Annotated in this window: 19 protein-coding genes, 1 tRNA gene and 1 pseudogene; 11 read left to right on the top strand and 10 right to left on the bottom strand. The window is 72.3% G+C overall.

Annotation, left to right across the window (positions count from 1 at the left end; genetic code table 11):
- Nucleotides 1–67 precede the first annotated feature (67 nt).
- Genes ACFY0O_RS31485 through ACFY0O_RS31475 form a run of 3 tightly spaced genes read left to right on the top strand, consistent with a single transcriptional unit; the run spans nt 68 to nt 2,676 of the window.
- Nucleotides 68–814 (top strand): ATP-binding cassette domain-containing protein, encoded by a 747-nt coding sequence (locus tag ACFY0O_RS31485; RefSeq protein WP_388952970.1) that lies wholly within the window; start codon nt 68–70, stop codon nt 812–814.
- Nucleotides 815–817: 3 nt separating this feature from the next.
- Nucleotides 818–2,089, top strand: coding sequence for a hypothetical protein (locus ACFY0O_RS31480; RefSeq protein WP_388952967.1), 1,272 nt, complete (start codon nt 818–820; stop codon nt 2,087–2,089).
- Complete coding sequence (locus ACFY0O_RS31475) at nt 2,086–2,676, top strand: hypothetical protein (protein WP_388952965.1); 591 nt, start codon at nt 2,086–2,088, stop codon at nt 2,674–2,676. The genes ACFY0O_RS31480 and ACFY0O_RS31475 overlap by 4 nt, the downstream gene beginning before the upstream one ends.
- A gap of 87 nt (nt 2,677–2,763) precedes the next feature.
- On the opposite strand, the gene ACFY0O_RS31470 is transcribed toward ACFY0O_RS31475, so the two are convergent.
- Nucleotides 2,764–3,273 (bottom strand): RidA family protein, encoded by a 510-nt coding sequence (locus ACFY0O_RS31470; protein ID WP_358893418.1) that lies wholly within the window; start codon nt 3,271–3,273, stop codon nt 2,764–2,766.
- Between the two features lie 215 nt (nt 3,274–3,488).
- Here ACFY0O_RS31470 and ACFY0O_RS31465 point away from each other — a divergent pair, with 215 nt between their 5' ends.
- Nucleotides 3,489–4,067, top strand: coding sequence for a hypothetical protein (locus ACFY0O_RS31465; protein ID WP_388952962.1), 579 nt, complete (start codon nt 3,489–3,491; stop codon nt 4,065–4,067).
- Nucleotides 4,068–4,190: 123 nt separating this feature from the next.
- Complete coding sequence (locus ACFY0O_RS31460) at nt 4,191–4,733, top strand: GNAT family N-acetyltransferase (RefSeq protein WP_388952959.1); 543 nt, start codon at nt 4,191–4,193, stop codon at nt 4,731–4,733.
- Nucleotides 4,734–4,739: 6 nt separating this feature from the next.
- Here ACFY0O_RS31460 and ACFY0O_RS31455 read toward each other — a convergent pair whose 3' ends face one another.
- The 7 genes from ACFY0O_RS31455 to ACFY0O_RS31425 form a co-directional block, all read right to left on the bottom strand.
- On the bottom strand, nt 4,740–5,075 hold the full coding sequence (locus tag ACFY0O_RS31455; RefSeq protein ID WP_388952958.1) for a hypothetical protein: 336 nt from the start codon (nt 5,073–5,075) through the stop codon (nt 4,740–4,742).
- A 152-nt stretch (nt 5,076–5,227) separates the two neighbouring features.
- Complete coding sequence (locus ACFY0O_RS31450) at nt 5,228–6,652, bottom strand: FAD-dependent oxidoreductase (RefSeq protein ID WP_388952955.1); 1,425 nt, start codon at nt 6,650–6,652, stop codon at nt 5,228–5,230.
- A complete protein-coding gene (locus ACFY0O_RS31445; protein WP_388952953.1) occupies nt 6,649–7,818 on the bottom strand; it encodes an MAB_1171c family putative transporter in 1,170 nt (389 codons plus the stop codon). The genes ACFY0O_RS31450 and ACFY0O_RS31445 overlap by 4 nt, the downstream gene beginning before the upstream one ends.
- Nucleotides 7,815–8,987 (bottom strand): MAB_1171c family putative transporter, encoded by a 1,173-nt coding sequence (locus ACFY0O_RS31440; RefSeq protein ID WP_388952951.1) that lies wholly within the window; start codon nt 8,985–8,987, stop codon nt 7,815–7,817. Before ACFY0O_RS31440 ends, ACFY0O_RS31445 begins: the two co-directional genes overlap by 4 nt.
- Nucleotides 8,988–8,989: 2 nt before the next feature.
- Nucleotides 8,990–9,583: a toxin-antitoxin system, toxin component gene (locus tag ACFY0O_RS31435; RefSeq protein WP_388952949.1), complete on the bottom strand. Its 594-nt coding sequence runs from the start codon at nt 9,581–9,583 to the stop codon at nt 8,990–8,992.
- Nucleotides 9,584–9,753: 170 nt separating this feature from the next.
- A complete protein-coding gene (locus ACFY0O_RS31430) occupies nt 9,754–10,449 on the bottom strand; it encodes a helix-turn-helix domain-containing protein (RefSeq protein ID WP_388952947.1) in 696 nt (231 codons plus the stop codon).
- A 207-nt stretch (nt 10,450–10,656) separates the two neighbouring features.
- Nucleotides 10,657–10,917, bottom strand: a complete 261-nt coding sequence (locus ACFY0O_RS31425) for a DUF6225 family protein (RefSeq protein ID WP_388952945.1) — start codon at nt 10,915–10,917, stop codon at nt 10,657–10,659.
- A gap of 389 nt (nt 10,918–11,306) precedes the next feature.
- On the opposite strand from ACFY0O_RS31425, the gene ACFY0O_RS31420 reads away from it, so the two are divergent.
- Nucleotides 11,307–11,612: a hypothetical protein gene (locus ACFY0O_RS31420; RefSeq protein ID WP_388952942.1), complete on the top strand. Its 306-nt coding sequence runs from the start codon at nt 11,307–11,309 to the stop codon at nt 11,610–11,612.
- A gap of 539 nt (nt 11,613–12,151) precedes the next feature.
- On the top strand, nt 12,152–12,460 hold the full coding sequence (locus ACFY0O_RS31415; RefSeq protein WP_388952940.1) for a hypothetical protein: 309 nt from the start codon (nt 12,152–12,154) through the stop codon (nt 12,458–12,460).
- 86 nt (nt 12,461–12,546) lie between these two features.
- Here the strand turns inward: ACFY0O_RS31415 and ACFY0O_RS31410 are convergent, their stop codons facing one another.
- On the bottom strand, nt 12,547–13,212 hold the full coding sequence (locus ACFY0O_RS31410; RefSeq protein ID WP_388952937.1) for a ricin-type beta-trefoil lectin domain protein: 666 nt from the start codon (nt 13,210–13,212) through the stop codon (nt 12,547–12,549).
- A 33-nt stretch (nt 13,213–13,245) separates the two neighbouring features.
- Here ACFY0O_RS31410 and ACFY0O_RS31405 point away from each other — a divergent pair, with 33 nt between their 5' ends.
- The 4 genes and pseudogenes from ACFY0O_RS31405 to ACFY0O_RS31390 all read left to right on the top strand — a co-directional run bounded on the left by ACFY0O_RS31405 (nt 13,246) and on the right by ACFY0O_RS31390 (nt 20,753).
- Nucleotides 13,246–19,362: an RHS repeat-associated core domain-containing protein gene (locus ACFY0O_RS31405; protein WP_388952934.1), complete on the top strand. Its 6,117-nt coding sequence runs from the start codon at nt 13,246–13,248 to the stop codon at nt 19,360–19,362.
- Nucleotides 19,363–19,367: 5 nt separating this feature from the next.
- Entirely contained in the window at nt 19,368–19,886 is a 519-nt protein-coding gene (locus tag ACFY0O_RS31400) for a hypothetical protein (protein WP_388952932.1), read from the top strand.
- A gap of 38 nt (nt 19,887–19,924) precedes the next feature.
- Nucleotides 19,925–20,333 (top strand): annotated as a pseudogene (locus ACFY0O_RS31395) (transposase); the annotation flags it as partial.
- A gap of 326 nt (nt 20,334–20,659) precedes the next feature.
- A tRNA-OTHER gene (locus ACFY0O_RS31390) sits at nt 20,660–20,753 on the top strand.
- A 41-nt stretch (nt 20,754–20,794) separates the two neighbouring features.
- Here the strand turns inward: ACFY0O_RS31390 and ACFY0O_RS31385 are convergent.
- The gene (locus ACFY0O_RS31385; RefSeq protein ID WP_388952929.1) at nt 20,795–21,817 is read right to left on the bottom strand and encodes an ArsR/SmtB family transcription factor; all 1,023 of its coding nucleotides are present in this window, start codon (nt 21,815–21,817) and stop codon (nt 20,795–20,797) included.
- Between the last annotated feature and the right edge of the window lie 54 nt (nt 21,818–21,871).

Here is a 21,871-nt window from a genome sequence, read left to right as displayed (position 1 = left end):
CCCCCACGGCCGCTCCCTCCGAGAACAAGCCGTTCCCCCAGGGGGACGGCGGATTGCGCGTCGCTCCATGGCTCTCGTCTTCGACGGTGTGAGGTTCCGGTACGGCCGGCAGACCCCGGTGCTCGACGCGTTCGACCTGACGGTCGACGCACCGGCCACCGTGCTGCTCGGCCCCAACGGGGCCGGAAAGTCGACCCTGATGGGATTGGCGGCCTCCCAGCTGCGCCCGGCCGCCGGCACGGTGGCCTTCGGCCGCAGCCGGCCCGACCGGCGGCGCGGGCTGGCCGGGTACCGCAGACGGGTCGCCTGGATCCCGCAGCACATCACGCCCGTGCCCGGACTCACCGTCCGCGAGCAGGTCGCGTACGCGGGCTGGCTCAAGGGCATGCCCCGCGCCGCGGCCTGGGAGGCGTCCGCCGAAGCCCTCGGGCGGGTCGGCCTGACCCCCCTCGCCGGCCGCAAGAGCCACCAGGTCAGCGGCGGCCAGCTGCGCCGCATGGGCATCGCCGGGGCCCTCACCCACGACAGCGAGCTGATCCTGATGGACGAGCCCACCGCCGGGCTGGACCCGCGGCAACGCCAGGTCTTCCGCGACCTGGTGTCGGAACTCTCGGCCTCCGTCCGGGTGCTGGTCTCCACGCACCAGACCGAGGACCTCTCCGAGCTGTACCAGCAGGTCGTGGTGCTCGACCGCGGCACCGTACGGTTCCAGGGCGGCCCCGCCGACTTCCTCACCCTCGCCCCGGCCGGCGCCGCCGGCGGGCGGGAGCGGGCGGAGGCCGCCTACGGGCGGCTCGTCGGACAGGAGGTCTGAGCCGTGAAGCCGTGGACGCTCCTGCGCTCCTCCTCCGCCACCGTGCTGCTGCCGGTCCTGGTCTGCTTCGCCGTCCTCCCGGTCCGCGCCAACCTCGGGCCGAACGTCCTGACGGGGTACGGGCCTTCCGTCTTCGGCCACGCCGCCTACGCCCTGTCCTTCGTCATCGCGGCCTGTGCGGGAAGCGCGGCCTGGGAGGGGGCGCGGCTGCGGCGCGGCGGGGTCTTCGGCCAGGCACCGGTCCGCGGCCGGCTGGGCATCGTGATCCCGGTACTGGTGCCGGTGTGGCTGATGGGTGTGGTGGGGCTCCTGTCGGCCCTGGTGTACTCGGCGGTCGCCGCCGGGACCGCCCCCGCCCCCTCGCACCTCGGGATGCTGGGCGCCGAGGCACTCCTCGTGGCAGCCGCCACCCTGACCGGGTACCTCGCCGGACGGCTCCTGCCCGGCGTCGTCGCCGCGCCCGTCGCGCTGACCGCCGGGTTCTGCCTGGCGGCCTTCCCGGTGTCGCTGGCCAGCGCCTGGCCGAGGCAGCTGGTCGCCGGCGAGTTCTCCATGTGCTGCTCGCTCGGCTCCGTGATCGATCCCCGGGCCCTCTGGGCGCCGCTGCTCTTCGCGGGCGGGCTGTGCGCCGCCGCGCTGCTGCTCGTCCACCGGCCGACGCCCCGCAACGGCGCCCTCGCCCTCCTGCTGGCCGCCGCCGGCGCCGCCGCCGCGCTGCCGTCGGCCCGCGGCCTCGGCTACGCCTCCGTCACCGCCCGCGCCGACGCGGAGCTCGTCTGCGACACGGCCGGACGGCCCGTGGTCTGCCTGTGGCCCGAGAACGCGGCCGGCGGGCAGGTGGCGGCGCAGACCCGCACCTTCGCCGCCCGGCTCGAACAGGCGGGAGTGCGGATGCCCGCCACCCTCACCGACACCCGCACCCTCGGACCGGGCGAGGCCCGTCTCGGCCTCAAGAACCACCCTCGGGGCGCCGAGGACATCGCGGACAGCCTCACGTCCGCGCTCCTGCCGCCGGGCGGCGTACCCGCATGCGCGCGGACCTCGGACAACTACCCCGCCATCCGGGCAGCCGCCCCGGTGTCGGCCTGGCTGACGGCGGTCGCCCTGCGGTCCCCGCCCCGGCCCGGACAGCTCTCGCCGGACGACACGGCCCTCGTCCAGCAGGTGCTGCACGCGCCCCGGGAACAGCAGCTGGCCTGGTTCGAGTACAACCGCCAGGCCCTCACCACCTGCGACCGGCCCGCGCTGCTCACCCTCCCCGGGGGCACGGGATGACCTGGTGGCTCAAGTCCCGGGGCGTCCTGGCCCTCGGGGGCTGGACCCTCCTGACGACCCTGGCAGGCCTGGCCTTCGGCGGCACCGAGCTCCCGGTGCCCTCCTTCACCGGCGCCACGGGGCGGTTCCTGCTGGCAGGACTGCTCCCGGTGGTGCCGGCCGCCCTGTGGCTGTCCGGCACCGGGCGCTCGGGACCCCGTACGGAGGCCACGGCCGTCCGGCCCGTCCGGCGCTGGGACACCGCGCTCGCGACGGCCCTCGCGGCCGCCGTCCTGGCCGTCACCCTCCTCGCCCGCGCCCTGGGAGCCGGCGGCACCGCCCTGGCGGTCGGCCGCAACACCCTGGTGCTCCTCGCCCTCGCCCTGATCCTGGAGCCGCTCCTCGGCCACCGGCCCGCGGCCCTCGCCACCGCGGCCTTCCCCCTGCTCTGCGCGGCCGCGGGCCGACGCACGGGCGGAGCCGGTACGCGGCCGTGGGCGCTCCTCCTGCCCCCCGGCGAATCCGCCCCCGCCTTCGCCGCCTCCGTGGCCCTGCTGGCGGCAGCCGTCCTCTTCAGCCTCGTCCTACCTCCACGCCGCGGCCGATGACCACGCCCCGGACGACCAGGCCCCGAAGGGCGACAACGCACTGAGCGGCCGCGCGGTGGAAACCGCGCGGCCCGCTCGGTCGGTCGGTCACGAACGCGGCTTCACCAGCGCGACGGCCTCGATCTCCACGAGCTGGTCGGGGAAGGCCAGGTCGCTGACGCCGAGGATGGTGTCGGTCGTGCGGTGGTTGCCGTTGTACTCCTTGTGCAGCCGCGCGGCCGTGTCGAAGTTCTTGCGCAGGTCCTTGGTGTAGATCTTCATGCTGATGATCTGGCTGCGCGGGATCTTGTAGTGCGCGAGCACCTTGTCCAGGTTGGCGAACGACTGGCGGACCTGCTTCTCGAAGTCGCCGACGCCCACGATGTTGCCGGCCGCGTCGTGGGACAGCTGTCCGGAGATGTAGACCGTGTCACCGGCTCGGATGGCCTGCGAGTACCCGTAGGAGTCCTCCCACGGCACCCCGAACCCGAAGTGGTCCCAGCCCTTGCGGGCCTGGTCCTGCGCGCTCGCTCCCTGCGGGCCCACGACGGTGATCATCACTGCCACGAGTGCGGCCACCGTGGCGCCGATGCCGAACTTGCGCCCTGACTTGGTCATTTCGTGCGTCCTTTCGTCCCCAGCGGACCCTGGCGCAACGACGTTTTCACACAGCGAGCGAGAACCCCTCGAAGCGGAATCGAAGTCCGGTCGCGACCCGCCACGCGGACCGGGGCAAACTGGCCGGACCCGGAAGAGGTGGACAGCATTCCGGCCGACCACTCATCCGCACGCTCGGGGCGAGTCCCGCCGCCCCACCGTGCGAGCATCCCGGGATGCACACCGAAGACGCTTCCGTGCCCGGTCCGGTGCTGGTCGTGGGCGGCACCGGGATGCTCGCCGGGATGGTGGGCGGGCTGGTCCGCACGGGGCTGACGGCGGCGGTCGTGGCCCGGCGACCGCCCGGACCGGGGGCCTTCGGGGACCTCGGCCCCGGAGGCGGCCGGCTGCTGACGGTGGCCGCGGACTACACCGAGCCCGTCCCGTTCGCCGCGGCGCTGCGCCGGGTCGCGGCACGCACCGGACCCTTCCGGCAGGCCGTGCTGTGGGTGCACGCCCACGGGCGGCCCCACGCGTACGCCGCCGTCGCCGCCACCCTGGCGGAGGGCGCCTCGGTGTTCGACGTACTCGGAAGCGGAGCCGCGGCCCCCACGGCTCCCGCCCCCCGCCGGCCCGAGGCACTGGGCCGGGCCCGTTATCATGCCGTCGTCCTCGGGTTCACCGGCCAGGGAGCGCACACCCGTTGGCTGGACCACGAGGAGATCAGCGGCGGCGTACTCGCCGCGCTGAGGGCTCCCGCGGGCGAGGGGCCGCACGTCGTCGGCCGGGTGCGGCCCTGGGAGGACCGGCCGTAGCCGCGACGGCGCTCCGGGCCCGAAGGGAGCCCCGCTCCCGGCCCCGCCGGAAAACCACGCGTGCGCCCGCCCCGCGCCCGGGTATCTTGCCTTGTCCTGAACAGGCCAGAGAGGTCCTCCCGCATGAGCAGCTCCACGTCGTCCCTGCCCGAACGGATCGAACTGTCGGGGGAGGGGCTCGTCCTGCGCGACTGGACGGAGGCCGACGTGGCCGCGATGCCCGGCCTGTTCGACCACCCCGACGTCGCGTACTGGACGCCGATCGTCACGCCCTTCGACGAAACGGCCGCCCGCGCCCGGCTGGTCCGCGACCGCGAGCTGCGCCGGGAGGGCACGACCATCCTCCTCGCCATCACCCTCGACGGCGCCACCCCGCTCGGCGAGATCATGCTCCGCCGCGCCCCCGAAGGCACGGAGATCGGCTACGCGGTGGGACCGGCACACCGCGGCCAGGGCCTGGCCGCCCGCGCGGTCCGCGTGATGGCCGCCTACGCCTTCGAGCAGTGGGGCGCGGAGCGGGTGATCCTGGAACTGGAGGCCGAGAACGCCGCCAGCGTCGCCGTGGCCGGCAAAGCGGGCTTCCGCCTGCTCGACGTACCCCCGATCACGGGCGAGGAGAAGGGCCGCCCGTACACCCTCCAGACCTGGGGCCTGGACCGGCCCTGACGCCCGTCACGCTCCCGCCTGCCCGCGCCCCTTCCCGGGCGGCTTCGGCCGGCCCGCAGGGGTGCTGGTCGCGGCGATCTCGATGAGCTGGACGTCCATCTCGTCGGCCTGTGCCCGCAGGATGCTCGCGACCGTCCGCATCGTCTCCTCGTCCAGCCTGACCGGGGCCGCCCGGCCCTCCGCCGTCCAGGCGGCCTCGTCGGACTCCGCGTGCAGATCGAAGGTCCGCGCCATGTCGCGGAGGATCGCGGTGACGTCCTGGGCCGCCACGTAGAACTGCCCGTCGGCGCCGCGTCGCACGAGGGTCTCCGCGTCGGTGTGCCGCCAGCCCATCTTCCTCACCCCACTGAGATCACGCCCCGCCAGGCGGTGCGCCTACGCCCGGTCCCATCTTGCTCCCCCGGACGCCGTCCGCGGTCCGGGGAGCTGGCGCGTCGGAGCGGCGCGGCGCCGACGCGTACCCTTTCACACCCTCCCGGGCCGCCGAGGCCCGGTCACCCCCACCCCCCACCACCGACGAGCGCCAGCTCCCGTGCCGTCAGGGGCGGCCCGTCCAGCGGCGGGAACCGCGGCCCGCGTACGGCTCCCAGCAGGACCCGCGGGCCGACCAGCGAGGTCAGCGGAGCCTGGAGCGAGGTGACGTCCGTGAGGTCCTCCACCATGCTGAACCTCCCGCAGCTCGTCCTCACCAGGCGGTCCACGTACCGGGCCAGGACCCGGTCCCGGAGGCCGGGAGCACCGCCCTGGACCTCCGGGTAGAACACGTCCTGCCCCATGGCCAGGTCCCACGCCGAGCCGACCGGCTTCGCCATGGCCCGCTGGACGCGGCGGGCGAGGCCGGGCGCGTCCACACCGTGTGCCCCCACCTCCGCGCCCAGGACGGCTGCCGTCTGCGCGGCGACGGACACGCCGTGTCCGTACAGGGGGTTGAACGCCGCGAGGGCGTCGCCCAGGACGACGAACCGTTCCGGCCAGCCCCGCACCCGCTCGAAGTACCGCCGCGTATTGCGCGTGCTGCGGCTCAACGACACGCCGGTGAGGGGCTCGAGGCGGGAGATGATCTCCCCGACCACGGGATGGCGCAGCCCGCGCGGGAACGCCGCGAAGTCCTCGGCGTCCCCCGTCGGCGCGCCCGCCCTGGTCCCCGTCTGCGTGACGATCCACCGCCCGCCCTCCACGGGCAGGATGCTCGCGCTCTGCCCGGGGCGCCCGCTGCGCGGATCGGACTGCACGCTGACGATGGGGAACCCTTCGGCCCCCTCCGGGGCGCGGAAGACCCGTGTCGCGTACACCAGGCCGAGGTCCAGGGAGCGCTCGGCCGCCGGGCGCACCCCAAGCTCCTCCAGATGGCGGGGCGCCCGCGAGGCCCGCCCGCTCGCGTCGACGACGAAGTCGGCCTCCAGGACCGCCTCGCGGCCGTCCCGCCCGCGCACCCGCACCCCGGTGACGCGGGACGCGTTCCCCGTCAGGCCCTCGGCCCGGGTGCCGCCCAGGACCGTGACCCCCCTCCGGCCCAGGACGTGGTCACGCACGACGGAGTCCAGGAGGTCGCGGGTGCACCCCAGGACGAAGTGCGTCTCCCGGTCCCAGCGCCGCAGCCAGCCCTGCGAGGTGAGCGCGACCATGCCCGTCGGCGTCGGGATGCGGTTCGCGCCGGCGGCCAGCCAGCGGTCGGTGATCCCGGGCAGGACCACCTCGGCGGCCCGGACGCCACCGCTCCAGATCATGTGCGCGTGCCGGGCCTGCGGCAGCCCCTTGCGGGGGAGCGGCCCGTCGGGCAGCTCGTCGCTCTCGACGACGAGCACCTCGTCGACCGCGCCCCGCAGCGCGGCGGCGGCCAGCATGCCCGCCGACCCACCGCCGATGACGACCGCGCGCCGGCGGACCGACCGGTCGCCGGTGCTCCGCGCACCCTTCACGACACGGCCTTCCGCGGGGCCGCCGACGGGCCGTGGCCACGCCCGCCGCGGCGCGGCGCCAGAACCCGTACCGCGTCCGAGAGGCGCACGAGTCCGTCGTCGCTGTCGATCAGGCTCTGGACACTGCCGCCGCCCGCGGCGCCGGGACCGCCGTGCAGGGAGTCGAACGCCTCGATGACCAGCGCGGCGTGCGCCGCGGCCTCCCGTTTCAACGCCCCTGGGCCGGCCGCGGGTTCGGGCCCGCCCGCCGCCGGGACCGCCCCGAGGTAGGGCGTGAGCAGCCGCAGCCCGTCCCGGATGTCGCAGGTGCGCCGCAGGTGGCGCCTGCTCAGCGAGGACCACGGGGGGATGCGCACGAGCTCGTACGGAACGACCGCGCGCACGGTCTCCCACAGGGGAGCCAGCCGCTGGTACCGCGACCACCGGTCCCACTGCCTGCGCAGGCTCTCGCCGATGGCGGGAAGGGCGAACCCGACGCACTGGAGCAGCGAGGAGAGGGCGGCCATGGAGGGGGCCACCGTCGTGCTGATCCCGTCCCAGTCGTGGCCGGTCCAGCGCGCGCCGACGGCGAGGAGCTTGCCCACGGTGTAGCCGAGGCCCAGGACCCCTCCGGCCCCGATGAGGACGAGCCCGGTCCGCAGCAGACCCGTCACCTCGCGCGCCCACCGCCTGCACAGGACCGACAGGACGGCCGTCGCCACCGCGTGGGCGACGAGGTAGAGGACGATCATCTCGCGGAGGTACGGGGTGGTGGAGTAGTACGTGTCGAAGTCCTGGAGGCGTTCGTCGGGAGCGTCGCCGAGGGCGAACAGGGCGAGCAGCGCCACGATCACCGCCCCGTAGGCCCCGGCGCACCAGAGGGTGGCCGCCCGGCGCCGTTCCTCGGGGCCGCCCTGCCAGGTGAGCATCAGGTTGATGACGGCGGCGCTCCCCGCGGTGACGACGGCGTAGACCAGCGGGGCCGAGAAGTTGGCGACGCCGGTGAGCGCGTTCACCTCGGACACCGTCGGCGGCGCGGCGAAGAAGAAGACGACCACGCCGAGGGGGAGCACCACGCCCACGGAACGCACCAGCGGATCACGCCAGTGCCGCACGAGCCCGGGCACCCGGAGCGCGAAGGAGGCGAGGAGCAGGACGGCCGGGAGGTAGTAGTAGACGCTGCTCAACGTGCGGCCCCCGCGGCTCGTGGCCCGCCGGCGGCCCGCTTCGAGGTGTGCACGAGCGCCTGCGAGATGCGGATCAGGTCGCGGTCCTTGCCCGCCGGTTCCTGGAGCGCCTGCGAAGAGGCGATCACCCGCCCCTCGGGGTCGGCGAGCATCGTCTCGACCGCGGCGAGGACCATGACCGCGTCCGCGCCGGCCTCCGCGTAGGCGCTGGGGGCGCCGCCGGCGACGGCCTCCGCCAGGGCCCGTTCCCGCAGGCCGAGGTCGAAGTAGGGGTTGAGGGTGAGCAGTCCGTCGTGGATCAGCGATTCCCGCTGGAGGCGCCGTACGCCCACCGACGCCAGCAGCGGGACGCTGACCGCCGCCGGTGCCGGTGCCAGCCCGCCCACCAGCTGCGACAGCGGTTCCAGCCGCCGGTAGTGGGTCCAGTCCCGCCAGCGCCCCCGGAAGCTCCGAACGACGATGGGGAGCACCATGCCCATCGCGATGAGGGGGGCGGCCACCGAAGTGCAGGCCCGCGCCACCTCGGTACTGAGCACGTCCCAGTCCGTTCCGGTCCACCGCGCGCCCAGGGCGGTGAACTTGAGGACGCCGAAGCAGATCGCGAGTCCGTAGCCCGTCACCATCAGGGCCAGGCCCGCCCTCAGCTCCCCTCCCACATGGCGCAGCCAGCGCCAGCACAGGGTGGCCATGACGGTCGAGGCCGCGGTGTGGCCGACCAGGTAGAGGACGATCATCTCGCGCATGTAAGGGGTGTTGGCGTAATAGGTGTCCAGGTCCCGCAGCCGCTCGACGGGCGCCTCCGCGAGCGAGAACAGGACGGCGAGCGCGGCGCAGAGCGTCCCGTACGCCGCGATGCACCAGCGGGTGGCCCGCCGGATGCGCTCGGGGGACCCGCCCCGCCAGTTGATGATCAGCACGATGCCCGACGCCGCGCAGGCCATGGCCCAGAAGTAGTCGAAGGGGGCGGCGGCGTTCGGTATGCCCGTGACCTCGTTGACCTTGGCGACCACGGGGACGGAGGTGAAGAAGAACACCCCCACGCCCGCGACGAGCATGGCCATGACCGCCCGGAGCAGGGGATCGTGCGGATTCCTCAGCAGGCCGGGAAGCCTGAGCAGGGCGGCCACGCCGCCGAGCACCGTGGGAAAGAGAACGGTCGGATCCGGCACGCTCAGCCTCGGATCCCGTGGTTGCAGAGCGCCGCCTCTATCCGGCCGGACCGGGTGTTCCGGTCGAGCTCGGGAGCGTCGGGCACCGTCAGGAGGTGGCGTACGGCGTGTGCCAGCTCCAGCCCGTACCGCTCGGCCGCCTGCTCCCGCATCCGGTGCCGGCGGGCGGCGGTCCCGTCCTCCTCCAGCAGTACGGGACCCTGCCGGCCGGCGACCGCCAGCGCCGACGCGACCACCTGCCGGAGGTCGGCGTCGTGGTGGAGCAGACGCGCGGCCACGGAGCCCTCGGAGACGTGCTCGTGGCAGTGCCCGAGTTCCAGGTGGCGCAGCTCGTGCCCGGTGATGACGATCCGGTGGTCGGCGACGGTCCGCTCCTCGACGACGATCAGGTCCCGGTCCCCGATGTTGAGGGCGAGACCGCTGACGGTGCCCGGTGGGAAGGACGTGCTGCGGAACTCGATCTTCCGGCCCCGGCGCAGGCTCATGGCGTCGCAGAGCGCCCGGCAGATCACCTCGGCCGCCACCGGGGACTTCAGATGACCGAGCCCGCCCACCATGGCGCTGACGGACTGCCGTAACTCCCGCTGCTTGAACACGCGACTCCCCAATGCCCTCTCCCGCGCGGGCAGGAACTGGTACCCCGCGGATTCCACACGACCGGCCCGTACCGTGCCACACGACGGCCGGCCGCTCGACAAGCCCCCCGCGCCCCGATGACCGGCCACGGGCCCTTCCCGAACCCCTCAGGTGTGCCGGGAGGCACGCCTCAGGCCCGCTCCCCGGCCGAGCCGGACCTCTGCTCGGCCGCCGCCTCCTCCTCCATGTAGGTGTCGAGCCACTCGAGCAGCTTGGTGCGCCCCCGGTCGGGCAGCAGAGCCGCGCGCAGCGCGATGCCGTCGACGCCGTGCCGCTCGTAGAGGCTCGGCCGCCTCCCCGCCCCGGCCGACGCCGCCGCGAGGGCGTCGCGCTCGCTGCGCTCCTGGCACTCCCGCAGGAGCGCCTTCTCGATGCCGGCCAGGGCACAGCCCAGGGCCTCGGCGTCCTCGGACTGGAGGAACCCGGCCGGTCGGTTGAAGAACCGTTCCAGCCGTGCGCAGTGGTCCATCGTGGGGCGGCGGTCCCCGCAGAGCAGTGCCTGGACCTGCTGCCGGGAGATACCGCTCTGCCGTGCGATCTCCCCGTGCGAGAACTTGCGCCCGTCGTCCTTGCGGTGGGTCTCGTGCAGCAGGTCCAGGCGCTGCCGGAACCGCTCGTGGATGTCCGGCTCACCGGCCGCCCGTCCCTGGAGCAGCGCCCGGATGACGTCGAGGGGGACCCCGCAGGCACCGCCCAGCGTCTCCGCGCGGAGGACTTCGTCACGGCTCCGCCCGAGCCGGGCTCCGAGGCGGACGATCCGTTCGACGGCGGCGGTCAGCTGGGGGAGGGCCGCAGGCCCAGGCGCTGTGGAGAAGGCTTCTGTCACCGGCTGGTCTCCCGGGTCGACGGACGGCGTCCCCCGGGCACACCGGGCGTGACGGCCCGTCACCGGAGGGGGTTGCTCCGCCGATCCTGCCACACCTGTGGCAGCCGCACGACGGATCTCCGGCCAACCTGCCACAGCGGTGGCAGGAACCTGCCACCGGGGTGACGGGGGACGGAGCACTCCGCCCCGCCCGTCACCGCGCCGGGATCAGTCGACGTCGAGGTGGTACGCGCCCGCCCGCGCGTCCGCGAACAGCGTGAACTGTACGTGCGCTGCGCCCTCCTCGCCTTCGCCGTCCATCTCCACGGGCTCGGCGTCCACCAGGACGTACTCGCCGTACCCGTCGAAGTCACCCGGCCCGTCCGCGACTCCGATGTGGATCGGGGTCTCGTCGGGCAGCTCCGCGAGAGCTTCACGCAGCCGCGCGGCGGTCCATACCTGCGGGGCGTGCTCGAACATGTCAGCCATGTACCGAAGCTAGAACCACCACCGGCCGCGAACGCGTTCGCCGCGCCGTCGAAACACCTTCCATGACCCGTCCCGATCCCACGGCGCCTCCCCCTCGCGGTTCTTCAACACTCCGCGTAACGCTGCCACGGGGCGCGACACCCACCACGCACGCGAGGGACCGAGTTGACCACGGCAACTGGCCGAACGCATCGATTCAGGGGACTTTCCGCCCTGGGCGCCGTCATGGCCCTGGGAGCCGCCGCGATCCCGGCGGGGGCGACAGCGCAGGCGAACCCCGCCGGACCGCCGACCACCACGTCCAGCCGGCCTACAGCCGCGGGAACATCACCACGTGCCCCTCCGGGACGACGACGTTCGTCAACACGTCGGACCTGAACCCGGGCAACGTGAGCAAGAGCTACGTGAACGGACCCACCTCCTCCACGGCGACCGTCGACGCCACCGGGAAGCACCTGAGCTTCACCACCAACTCGCCGGACTTCACGGTCTGCGTCAAGGGCACCGCGGCCTACGACACCTACAGCCACACCGGCACGACCGCCCACCCCAACCACCCCTCCGACACCGGCCTGCACGCCCCGCTGGCGGCCAGCGGGAAGCCGGCGACGATCAGCCACTACCTGGCCTGCGGGCACCCGGCGTCGGTGGTCCCCCCGGGATCGTGCGAGGCCTCGGGCTCGCTCTCCGCGTAACAACAACCACGTCTACGTCCTCAAGGGCACGGGCCTCGACCCCAGCGCCTTGCCCAACCCCCTGACCGACGAGGGCACCGCCCGGATCAGCTTCTCCGGCGGGTCCGCGACCAGCACCGGCGTCGCGATGGACGCCGTGCACAACAAGGCCCTGATCGGCCTGAGCATCGGGGGCACCGCGGGCTTCCAGTACACCAACCTGGCGACCAACACCTTCGAGGACCCCATCGCCACGCAGGACCCGGGCGGGGATCTCCGAGGACCCCCTCGTCGACCCCGTCCGCAACCTCCTCCTCTCCCCGGCGGAGGACAACAACCACGAGATCGTCAACGTCGCCAACACCACCGCGCCGCAGTTCTTCGAGCACCCGGTGACGGCGGACGGGACCTCGACTCGGCCGCCGAGGACTGCTCCACCTGGCGCCCGCCGGGTTCAGCGGTCCCTCGCGGGTCTTCCTCGCCGACATCGACACCCGGGCACCGCGCCCCGCGCCGTCTTCACCGCGGGCACGCCCGGATCCTGGACGGCGCCCTCGCAGGTGCAGACGCTGACCGGCTCGAACCTGAGCGCGGGGACGTCCGCGGCGTCCGTGGCGCAGGGCACCCACACGGGCGTCATCACCGGCGAGTTCGGCGGCGACGCCCTGACGGCCACCGCACTCCCCACGACCTCAGGTACCGGAGCCACCCCGGCCATCGGCAACTGGGTCACCTGCGAGACCGGCGGAGTCTTCCAGATGGGCCTGGACCCGCACACCCTCATCGCGTACCGGTCGCCCGACCGCGGGCACGCCATCGCCCTCATGGTCAACGACACGGCGACCCAGATGGTCGCGGGGTGGACCTGACCAGGATGCTGGACGGGACCCGGTAGGGAGAAGGCCCGCCTCCCCGCAGGTGCCGGGGGAGGCGGGCCGGCCGGGAGCACGCCGCGTCAGACGGCGGCGCCCACCGGGGCCGCGAGGCCGGAGGCGGACCAGCGCTGCGCGTTGGTGCCGTTGCACGGCCACAGCTGGAGCTGGACGCCGTTGTCCGGGCGCCCCTGGGGCAGGTCCACACAGCGGTTGTTCATCGGGTTGTAGAGACTCCCGTCGGCCTGTGGCAGCCACTGCTGGGGGCCGGTGCCGTTGCAGGTCCACAACTGGACCAGGGTGCCGTGGTCCGCCGCGTCCACGCACTTGCCGAGGACCCGCAGCTCACCGTTCTCGCGGATCTCGAACTTCTGGGCATCGGTGCCGTTGCAGTCCCAGATCTGGATCCGGTTCCCGTCGGCGGTACCCCCGCCGCTATCGTCGGCGCACTTGGAGTCGCTGACCCGGGAGACGAGGGCGGTCCCGGCGGCCGAGGGGACGGTGGAGTGGTTGTGGACGGTCAGGCCGCTGATCCGGCCGTCGAGGAAGGAGTCCGGGCCGCCCCGGGACTTGGACCGGCCGAGGACCAGCGGACCGGTGGCGTTCCAGGCGTTGGCCTTGGCGTGGTAACCGGTGGCGGCGAGGGTGCCGTTGACGTGGAGGGCGATCAGGCCCGCCCCCCGCTGACCTCGCTGTTCACCGCACCCGGCAGCGCCCCCTCGGCAGTCCTTCCCACGGTCCCGTTCCACGACCCGGGCCGCGCCGGCACCGCCCCGGTGTGGGTGGCCCCCGCCGGCCAGGGCACCCGGGACCAGGCCGCCCCAGGCCAGGCCGCCCCAGGCAAGGGCGTCCCCGGTACGGGCCTCCCGGGCGGCGCGGGCAAGGCGTCCGTCCGGCTCACCGACCGCGCCACCGCCGAACGGGCCGCAGTCCAGGGCCTGCTGCTGGCCGTCCGCCCGGTGGCGGCACCGGCGGACGGTGCCCGGATCCGGGTGTCGGTCGACGTCTCACCCGTCGCCGGCGCCTTCGGCGGCGACTGGCTCTCCCGCGCCCGGCTGGTCCAGCTGCCCGCATGTGCGCTGTCCACGCCCGAGCGCGCCGAATGCCGCGCGCAGACCCCCCTCCCGACCGCCAAGGACGGCGACCGGCGGGGCCTGCTCAGCGCCGAGGTGCCCTTCGGCACGGCCCGGGCGGCCGCCCCGGCCGGAGCGACCGTGCTCGCGGCGACGGCAGCCCCCGCCGGGCCGGCGGGGACCTACACCGCCACCAGCCTGGCCCCCTCGGGCGGCTGGAGCAGCGGCGCCAACACCGGCGGGCTCTCCTGGAACTACCCGATCGCCGTGCCGGACGGGCTCGGCGGCACCAAGCCGGCCATCGCCCTCTCGTACCGTTCGCAGTCCGTGGACGGCCGCACCGCGGCCACGAACAACCAGGCCTCCTGGATCGGCGAGGGCTGGGACTACTCGCCCGGCTTCATCGAACGCCGCTTCAAGCCCTGCGCCAAGGACGGCGAGGAGGGCTCGAACGAGCAGTGCCTCGCCGGCGACAACGCCTCCTTCTCCCTCAACGGCAAGTCCTCCACCCTGGTACGGGACGACGCCTCCGGCACCTGGCGCCTGGAGGACGACGACGCCTCCAAGGTCGAACGGCTGACCGGAGCGGCCAACGGCGACAACAACGGCGAGTACTGGAAGATCACGACCGCGGACGGCACCCAGTACTACTTCGGCGCCGGCCGCAAGCCCGGCAGCCCCACGGCGCCGGCGACCAACTCCACCTGGACGACCCCGGTCTACGGGAACAACACCGGCGAGGAGTGCCACCAGTCCACCTTCGCCGCCTCATGGTGCCAGCAGGCATGGCGCTGGAACCTCGACTTCGTCGTCGACCCGCGCGGCGGCCTGATCACCCACTGGTACGACACCGAGACCAACCACTACAAGCGCGGAGCCACCCCCGCGGCCCCCGACGGCACCCGCACCCCCTACATCCGCGGCGGCAACCTCAGCCGCATCACCTACGGCTCCAAGCTGTCGGACCCCGACACGGTCAAGCCGACGGCCCAGATCCTCTTCACCACCGCCGAACGCTGCCTGCCCGACGCCTCCTTCGACTGCGCCCCCGCCAAACTGACCAAGGCCAACGCCGCCAAGTGGCCGGACGTCCCCTTCGACCAGAGCTGCACCGCGACGGGCACCTGCGAGAACACGGCCGCCACCTTCTGGACCACCAAACGCCTCACCACCATCACCACCCAGGTCCTGAACGGCAGCGGCTACGGCGACGTCGACTCCTTCGACCTCAAGCACGAGTTTCCCAACCCCCAGGACGGCACCGCCCCCTCCCTGTGGCTGGCCTCCGTCACCCGCACCGGCCACGACGGAGCGGTGGCCCTGCCCACCCCGCCGGTCACCTTCACCGGCCGCCTGATGAACAACCGGGTCGACTCCAGCGCCGACAACAAGCCCGCCCTCAACCGGCGCCGCCTCACCGGCGTGACCACCGAGACCGGCAAGGTCACAGACATCGGTTACGCCGACCCCGACTGCGCCCCCGGCAGCGGCCTGCCCGCGGCCCAGGACACCAACACCACCCGCTGCTATCCCGTCTACTGGAACCCCGACGAGAAGAGCCCGCTGGACCCCACCCTCGACTGGTTCCACAAGTACGTCGTCACCCGCGTCACCGAAACCGACCCCTTCGGCGGCTCCCGCCCGAGGGAGGTGCGGTACGAATACGCCGGCCCCGCCGCCTGGCACCGCGACGACGAGGAACTCACCGAGGACAAGCGCCGCACCTGGAACCAGTTCCGCGGCTACGAACAGGTCGTCACCCGCACCGGCACCGCCCCCGACGCCGTCTCCAAGTCGGCCACCTTCTACCTGCGCGGCATGGACGGCGACACCAAGGCCGACGGCAGCAAGCGCACCGCGGTCTTCACCGGTGTCTCCGGGACCACGCTCAAGGACTCGGACCCCCTCGCCGGCGCCGTCCGCGAAACCCAGACCTTCGCCTCGGACGGCGGCGAGCTCACCTCGGTGTCCCGGTCCGAGCCCTGGCTCTCCAACGCCACCGCGACCCACGGCCGCGGCTCGAAACTCCCCGCCCTCACCGCGCGGATGCAGCGGACCGCAGCCTCCGAGACCAGGGCCCTGCGCACGGACAAGACCTGGCGGACCACCGCGCAGGCGACCACCTACGACACCGCGTACGGCATGCCGCTTACGGCCCTCGACCGCGCCGACGGCCTGCCCGATACCTGCACCACCACCTCGTACGCCCGCAACACCACGACCTGGATGCTCGACCGGGTCTCCGAGACCGTGCGGGTCCAGGGCGACTGCACCACGGCCCCGAACGCGACGAACACCCTGTCGCGCGACCGCACCTCCTACGACGGCCGTCCCAACGGCACCCTTACCGGACCCGGCCTCGCCACCACCACCGAGAACCTGGACGGCTTCGAGTCCGGGCAGCCCAGGTACACCACCGCCTCCACCGTCACCTACGACGCCTACGGCCGGATCACGAGCACCACCGACGCGGCGGGCGCCAAGACCACCACCGTCTACGAGCCGGCCACCCTCGTCCCCCCGGTCACGACCAAGGTCACCAACGCCAAGGGCTGGACGACGACCACCACGCTCCACCCCCTGCGCGGCGTCCCGGTCAAGACGGCCGACCAGAACGGCCGCACCACCGAAGGCACCTACGACGCCCTGGGCCGCACCACCGCGGTCTGGCTGCCGGGCCGCGCCAGGGACGCGAGCGCGAGCACGCTCTACACGTACGCGCTCTCCAACACCACCACCAGCTCGGTCACCACCCAGTCGCTCAGGTCGGACCAGTCGTACGCGACGTCCATCGCCATCGACGACGCCTTCGGCGGGCAGGTGCAGCTCCAGACGGTCGCACGGAACGGGGCGGCGACCAGCCGCCTGATCACCGACACCGCCTACGACAGCCACGGACTGGCCGTCAAGACCAGCCCCGAGTACGTCAACAAGGACTCGGCGCCGGTCGCCACCCGCTTCGTCGCCGACGACAACACGGTCCCCGCCCAGACGGTGACCGTCTACGGCGGCCTCCGCCGCGCCACCGCCTCGGTGTTCCTCTCCAAGGGCAAGGAGCAGTGGCGGACCACCACCGCCTATCCCGGCGCCGACCGCACCGATACCCTCCCGCCCATGGGGGACACCGCCACGAGCGCGCTCACCGACGCCCGCGGCCGCACCGTCGAGCGGCGGACCTACAAGGGCCGCGACGCACAAGGCGCATACGACACGATCCGGTACGCCTACTCCACGACCGGCGAGATGAGCGGCCTGACGGACGCGGCCGGCAACACCTGGACGTACGACTACGACCCGCACGGCCGCCGCACCCGCTCGACCGACCCGGACAAGGGCGTATCGACCACCACGTACGACCCGGCCGGCCGGATCCTCTCCGCGCAGGACGCGCGCGGTACCACCGTCTTCACCACCTACGACGTCCTCGGCCGCCCCACCTCCCGCAACCTGGGCGCGGCCGACGGCCCCAAGCTGGCGACGTTCGAGTACGACACCCTGCTCCCCGGACAGCCCACGGCGGCCACGAGCTGGGTGAACGGCAAGGCCTGGCGCCAGGAGACCACCGGCTACGACATCGGCTACCGGCCCACTGGCACCAAGCTGACCGTTCCCGACGGCGAGGGCGCCCTGACCGGCACCTACACCCTCTCCACCAGTTACGACCCCGTCACCGGCCTGGAGCGCCGCACCACCCTGCCCGCCGCGGGCGGCCTGCCCTCCGAGCGGCTCGAAGCCGGCCGCAACATCAACGGCCTGCCCGTCTCCTACGGCTCCGACACCACCGACTACGTCAACTTCATCGACTACGACGAACGCGGCACCCTGCTGCGGACCACCCTCGGTGACGTCCCGAGGCAAGTCAGCCTGACCACCGTCCTGGACCCGGCGACCGGCCGACTGCTCGGCACCCGCCTCGACAAGCAGGACCAGTCCAAAGCGGTCGACACCACCGCCTACACCTACACCCCCTCCGGGGACGTCACCTCCGCCGACAGCACCCAGGGCCCCGTACGCGACCTGCAGTGCTTCGGCTACGACCACCTCCACCGCCTCACCGACGCCTGGACCGACACCGGCACCACCTCCACCCTCCCCGGCCCCTCGGTCTCCGGCATCGGCGGCTGCGCCCGCACCACCCCCCAGCCGGGCGCCATCGGCGGCCCCGCCCCCTACCGCCAGGCCTTCGCCTACGACGTCACCGGCAACCGCACCGCGCTGACCGACCACGACCCCGCCGGCGACCCGGCCAAGTCGGTCACCACGACCACCACCTTCCCGCCCCCCGGCTCGGCGCGCCCCCACGCCCCGGCCACCACGACCCGGCAGACCGGCACCTCCCCGGCCCCGGCCCTCCCCCTCACCTACGACAACACCGGCAACACCCTGACCCGCCCCGAAGCGGCCGGCGCCACCCAGACCCTGACGTGGAACGAGGAGGGCCGCCTCGCCTCCGCGACGAACCAGGCCGGCACCTCCACCTACGTCTACGACGCCGCCGGCAGCCGCCTGCTGCGCCGGGACCCCGGCAGGACCACCCTCACCCTGGGCTCGACCGAACTCACCCTGGACACCGCGACGAACAAGGTCACCGGAACCCGCTACTACGCCACCCCCGGCGGCCCGGTCGTAGTCCGTACCTCCGCCGGCACGCTCTCCTACGTCATCACCGACCACCACAACACCGGCACCACGGCCATCGACGCCACGACCCTCCAGGTCCAGCGGCGCGCCACGAAACCCTTCGGCGAGGAACGCGGCACCCCACCCCCCTCCTGGCCCGGCGAGAAGGGCTTCGTCGGCGGAACCCAGGACAAAACCACCAACCTGACCCACCTGGGCGCCCGCGAATACGACCCGCGCACCGGCACCTTCCTCAGCGTCGACCCGGTCCTCACCCCCGGCTCCAGCCAGTCCCTCAACGCCTACGGCTACGCGAACAACAACCCCCTCACCACCTCGGACCCCACCGGCCTGTGCGCCGAACTCGACTGCCCCACCCGCCCCTGCGCCACCTGCCACAACACCACCCCGGGCCACGAACCCGGGCCCGGCGACGGTGAACCGGGCAGCGGCTCGGGCGACCCCGCCACCCGCTCGGGCAAGGGCTCCGACTACGGCAACAGCTCTCGTCCGCCCCGCTACGGCGGCAGGCCTCCGAACTGCAGCCTGAGCCGCTACGGCTGCTCCGGCACCAGGCCCCCAACCCCCCCGACCCCCCTCCCGGCACCCCCGTGGCTGCCCCCGCCGGTTCCGGTGATCGTTCCGGATGACTGTCGGACGGACGACGTGAGGGTCGATTGCATGGTGGACGTCTCACCTGAGCAGATCCTCAACCATCCGTTCAACCAGGGAAACAAGAAGAACGGCTCGAACGATTTGGCGCACTGGTATTCACAGTTCTCGGACAGCTGCACGAAGCGTGCTCAGCAGTACGTGTGCTTCGGCTCTTCCCCGGCCGGGGACCAGCCCCTCACCGTCGGCGATGTTCACTTCTATCCCAAAGACAAGGAGGGCTTTGCCGGCAGGCTCCGCGACGAAGCGATTCACCGAAGCAAGATGCTGCCCCTGGTAGGGGAGAAGGGCGTCGAGGAATTTGGTCCCGATCTGGAGCGCCACGAGGCGGTCCATTCAAAACAATGGGCCAGGTCTGAGAGTGCCGCGGTTTTCGCGCTGCAGTATTTCCAGGGGGTGGCGGCGTCCGAGTACGAGGTGGGAACGCCGGCTCACGCGAACAAATTCGAAATGGAGGCAAACTTGTGGTGGGGCGGATATCTTACCTGGTTCCCGGCACAGCTGGTCGTTCCCGGCAAGGAGATGGCATTCTGAGCGAGGTGAAGACTTCCCTGAAAAAGAGGCGTGCGGCGACCATCGTGGCCGTGGGTTCAATCGTGGCTGCCATGGCTGTCGGGTGCTCGCCCGCCCCCAAGGCGCTGCTTGCCATCGAACGCACGGAGGCGGGTGGAGCCCGTGTCCTGGTCGCCCCTTGTCCGGAATACAGTGCCCAGCTGATCTCGCTATCCAGCTCGGGAGGAACTACTGGCTTCAAGCGCTGGTCGCTCGTCAATGATGCCATGGGTGGACCACTTGACAGCGTGGAGCTCTTTTCGGCACCCCAGGGGTGGAGTGTTGCCGAGTCGGAGCTGAGCGACCTCAAGGGTGGTCGGGAATACACTGTGGTTCTTGATGGCGGAGTGAAGGGGCGCGGGCTGGATGGTGAGATAACTTTCACGCCCGACGGATTCGAGGCCCTCAAAGCCGGGCAGGTTCTTGTCCGAGACGGCAAGGGTTCGAAAGTGGCCAAGAAATCCGAGTTCATGAAAAAGAACGGCGACCGCTGCACTCCCGATTAGAGCGCCTAACACAATGAGGTAGATCGGCCCTGGTAGCCGTGTCCGTTCGGCGGGTTGGGTGTTGTCCAGACCATGGGGCTTCACCGTGGATCGGGTCGGATGACCTGTGGGAGCGGATCGAGCCGCTGTTGCCGAAGAGGGAGCGACGGTTCAGGTACCCGGGCCGCAGGCCGGTACCGGACCGGCAGGTGCTGTGCGGGATCCTCTTCGTCTCGCACACCGGCATCCAATGGGAACACCTGCCGCAGGAACTCGGCTTCGGCTCGGGCATGACCTGCTGGCGCCGGCTGCGGGACTGGAACGAGGCCGGTGTCTGTGCTGGCCGAGCTGAATGCCGGTTCTCGGCTCGACTGGTCGAGGGGCGGCGTCGACTCCAGCCACGTCAGGGCGTTAAAAGGGGGCTCCAGACTCAGACCGTCTCCGCACACGAGCTCTGGGACAGCTGGTCCCACCGGCATCAGGTCATGCTCGACACCGGAGTCACCCCTCGCCCCGGAATGGCCGAAGCCGTAGACAGACTTCATGCCGCCGGATCAGCCCGTGTCTACCTGGCGACGGTCACCGGCGCGCATCGACGGTCCATCGCCTGCACGTAGTCAGCAACCTCATTGTGTTAGGCGCTCTTTAGTGCGACCTGTTCCCTGGAACACGATCCCCCTCCCTCGTGCCCCCGCCGCCTGATGCCCGCCACCGTCAGCGCGCCGTCAGGCCCCCTCACACATTCTGGTTGTCGTGACCGGGCAGCGGGGCAGCCCGCCGGCCCGGGTCACAAGGGAGAGGTGCCCGGAGCGGTTGATCGGGGACCGGCCACTGGTCGTTCGGGTTCCACCAGGACCCACGCAGGTTCGAATCCTGCCCTCTCCGCCACACCGGCCGCCCGCTGGATGTGCTGGGTACCGCGTACGAGGTTAATGGTCGCCCGGCCAGACAGGGTTGGGCGGAGACGGAATGTTGAACCTCAGCAGTCGGTCACCGAGTGCGCTTCTCCGGTACAGCACGTGCCGTCCGTCACGTGTCCGGGTGACCAGTCCTGTGGAGTGCAGGACGCGCAGGTGTTGGGAGACAGCGCTTGGGGTGACCCTGAGGCGGCGGGCAAGCTCTACGGTGGGCAGAGGCTCTTCCAGGAGGCTGAGCAGTCTCGCTCGGGATGAGCCGAGCAGGGACACCAGGGCGGTCGTGTCGATGGTCGGCATCTCCGAGCCCCACAGTGTGGCTACTCCCCGGCTGGGATAGACGAGGCTCGGCGGCTCGTCGGGGCTGACGGGAGGCGCGGGCTTGTGTGCGAACACGGAGGGCATGAGCAGCAGGCCACGGCCGGATGCTGCAACCCGATGCCTGCTGATCATCTTGCGGATGTACAGTTCTCCGCCCTGCCAGCGCAGGTTCGGGTGCATGTCGGCGAACAGCAGCCGGGCGCCCCCCAGGGCGAGCTGGCGGGCGCGGTAGGTCATGTCGGCTTCCAGCACCAGTCGCATCTGCGGCCATACCGGTTGGATGGCAACCTCCCAGTACTGCCACAGGAGATCACAGATGGCGTCGCGGAGTCTGGCGACAGGTGCGTCTTCGGCGGCAGTGGCGTCGCGGAGCGCTTCGGGAACAGGGTCGGGTGCGTGCGCAAGCAGCAGGTCGTGGCGGACCCGAGCGTAGGACGCTTGACGCACGACCGAGAGTTCTTCTTCGAAGGCCGGCGCGAAGCTCGTGGGATTCGGGGTCAGGAAGTCGGGGAGGGTACGCCGCTGGGCGACCAGGGACATCAGTAGACCGGTGTCGAGCGTGCCGAGTCTGCCGAGTACGGACCTGCGCCAGGGCAGGTGCAGCGCGGACAGGCCCGGATCCTGGAGCACTCGCAGGCTGAACAGGGTTTCGTGCAGGGGTGAGAGGGCGAAGCGGGTGTCCGCGAGGTCCTCGACGCCGAGCACAAAGCTGATCATTAAGCCATACGCTACATCGATTGGCGACACGGCGTCGATGCCGTGGACTGCCTC

The sequence above is a fragment of the Streptomyces sp. NPDC001594 genome (genome assembly GCF_042893675.1).
In the GTDB taxonomy this organism is placed as follows: Bacteria; Actinomycetota; Actinomycetes; order Streptomycetales; family Streptomycetaceae; genus Streptomyces.
Note: the sequence above shows the minus strand (reverse complement) of the source record. Positions and strands in the feature narration are given on the sequence as shown.

Bases quoted from the DNA above. Each gene is read 5' to 3' on its own strand.
- ACFY0O_RS31460 (WP_388952959.1), top strand. From the start codon at position 4,191: ATGAGCAGCTCCACGTCGTCCCTGCCCGAACGGATCGAACTGTCGGGG.
- ACFY0O_RS31475 (WP_388952965.1), top strand. From the start codon at position 2,086: ATGACCTGGTGGCTCAAGTCCCGGGGCGTCCTGGCCCTCGGGGGCTGG.
- ACFY0O_RS31470 (WP_358893418.1), bottom strand. From the start codon at position 3,273: ATGACCAAGTCAGGGCGCAAGTTCGGCATCGGCGCCACGGTGGCCGCA.
- ACFY0O_RS31385 (WP_388952929.1), bottom strand. From the start codon at position 21,817: ATGATCAGCTTTGTGCTCGGCGTCGAGGACCTCGCGGACACCCGCTTC.
- ACFY0O_RS31465 (WP_388952962.1), top strand. From the start codon at position 3,489: ATGCACACCGAAGACGCTTCCGTGCCCGGTCCGGTGCTGGTCGTGGGC.
- ACFY0O_RS31425 (WP_388952945.1), bottom strand. From the start codon at position 10,917: ATGGCTGACATGTTCGAGCACGCCCCGCAGGTATGGACCGCCGCGCGG.
- ACFY0O_RS31485 (WP_388952970.1), top strand. From the start codon at position 68: ATGGCTCTCGTCTTCGACGGTGTGAGGTTCCGGTACGGCCGGCAGACC.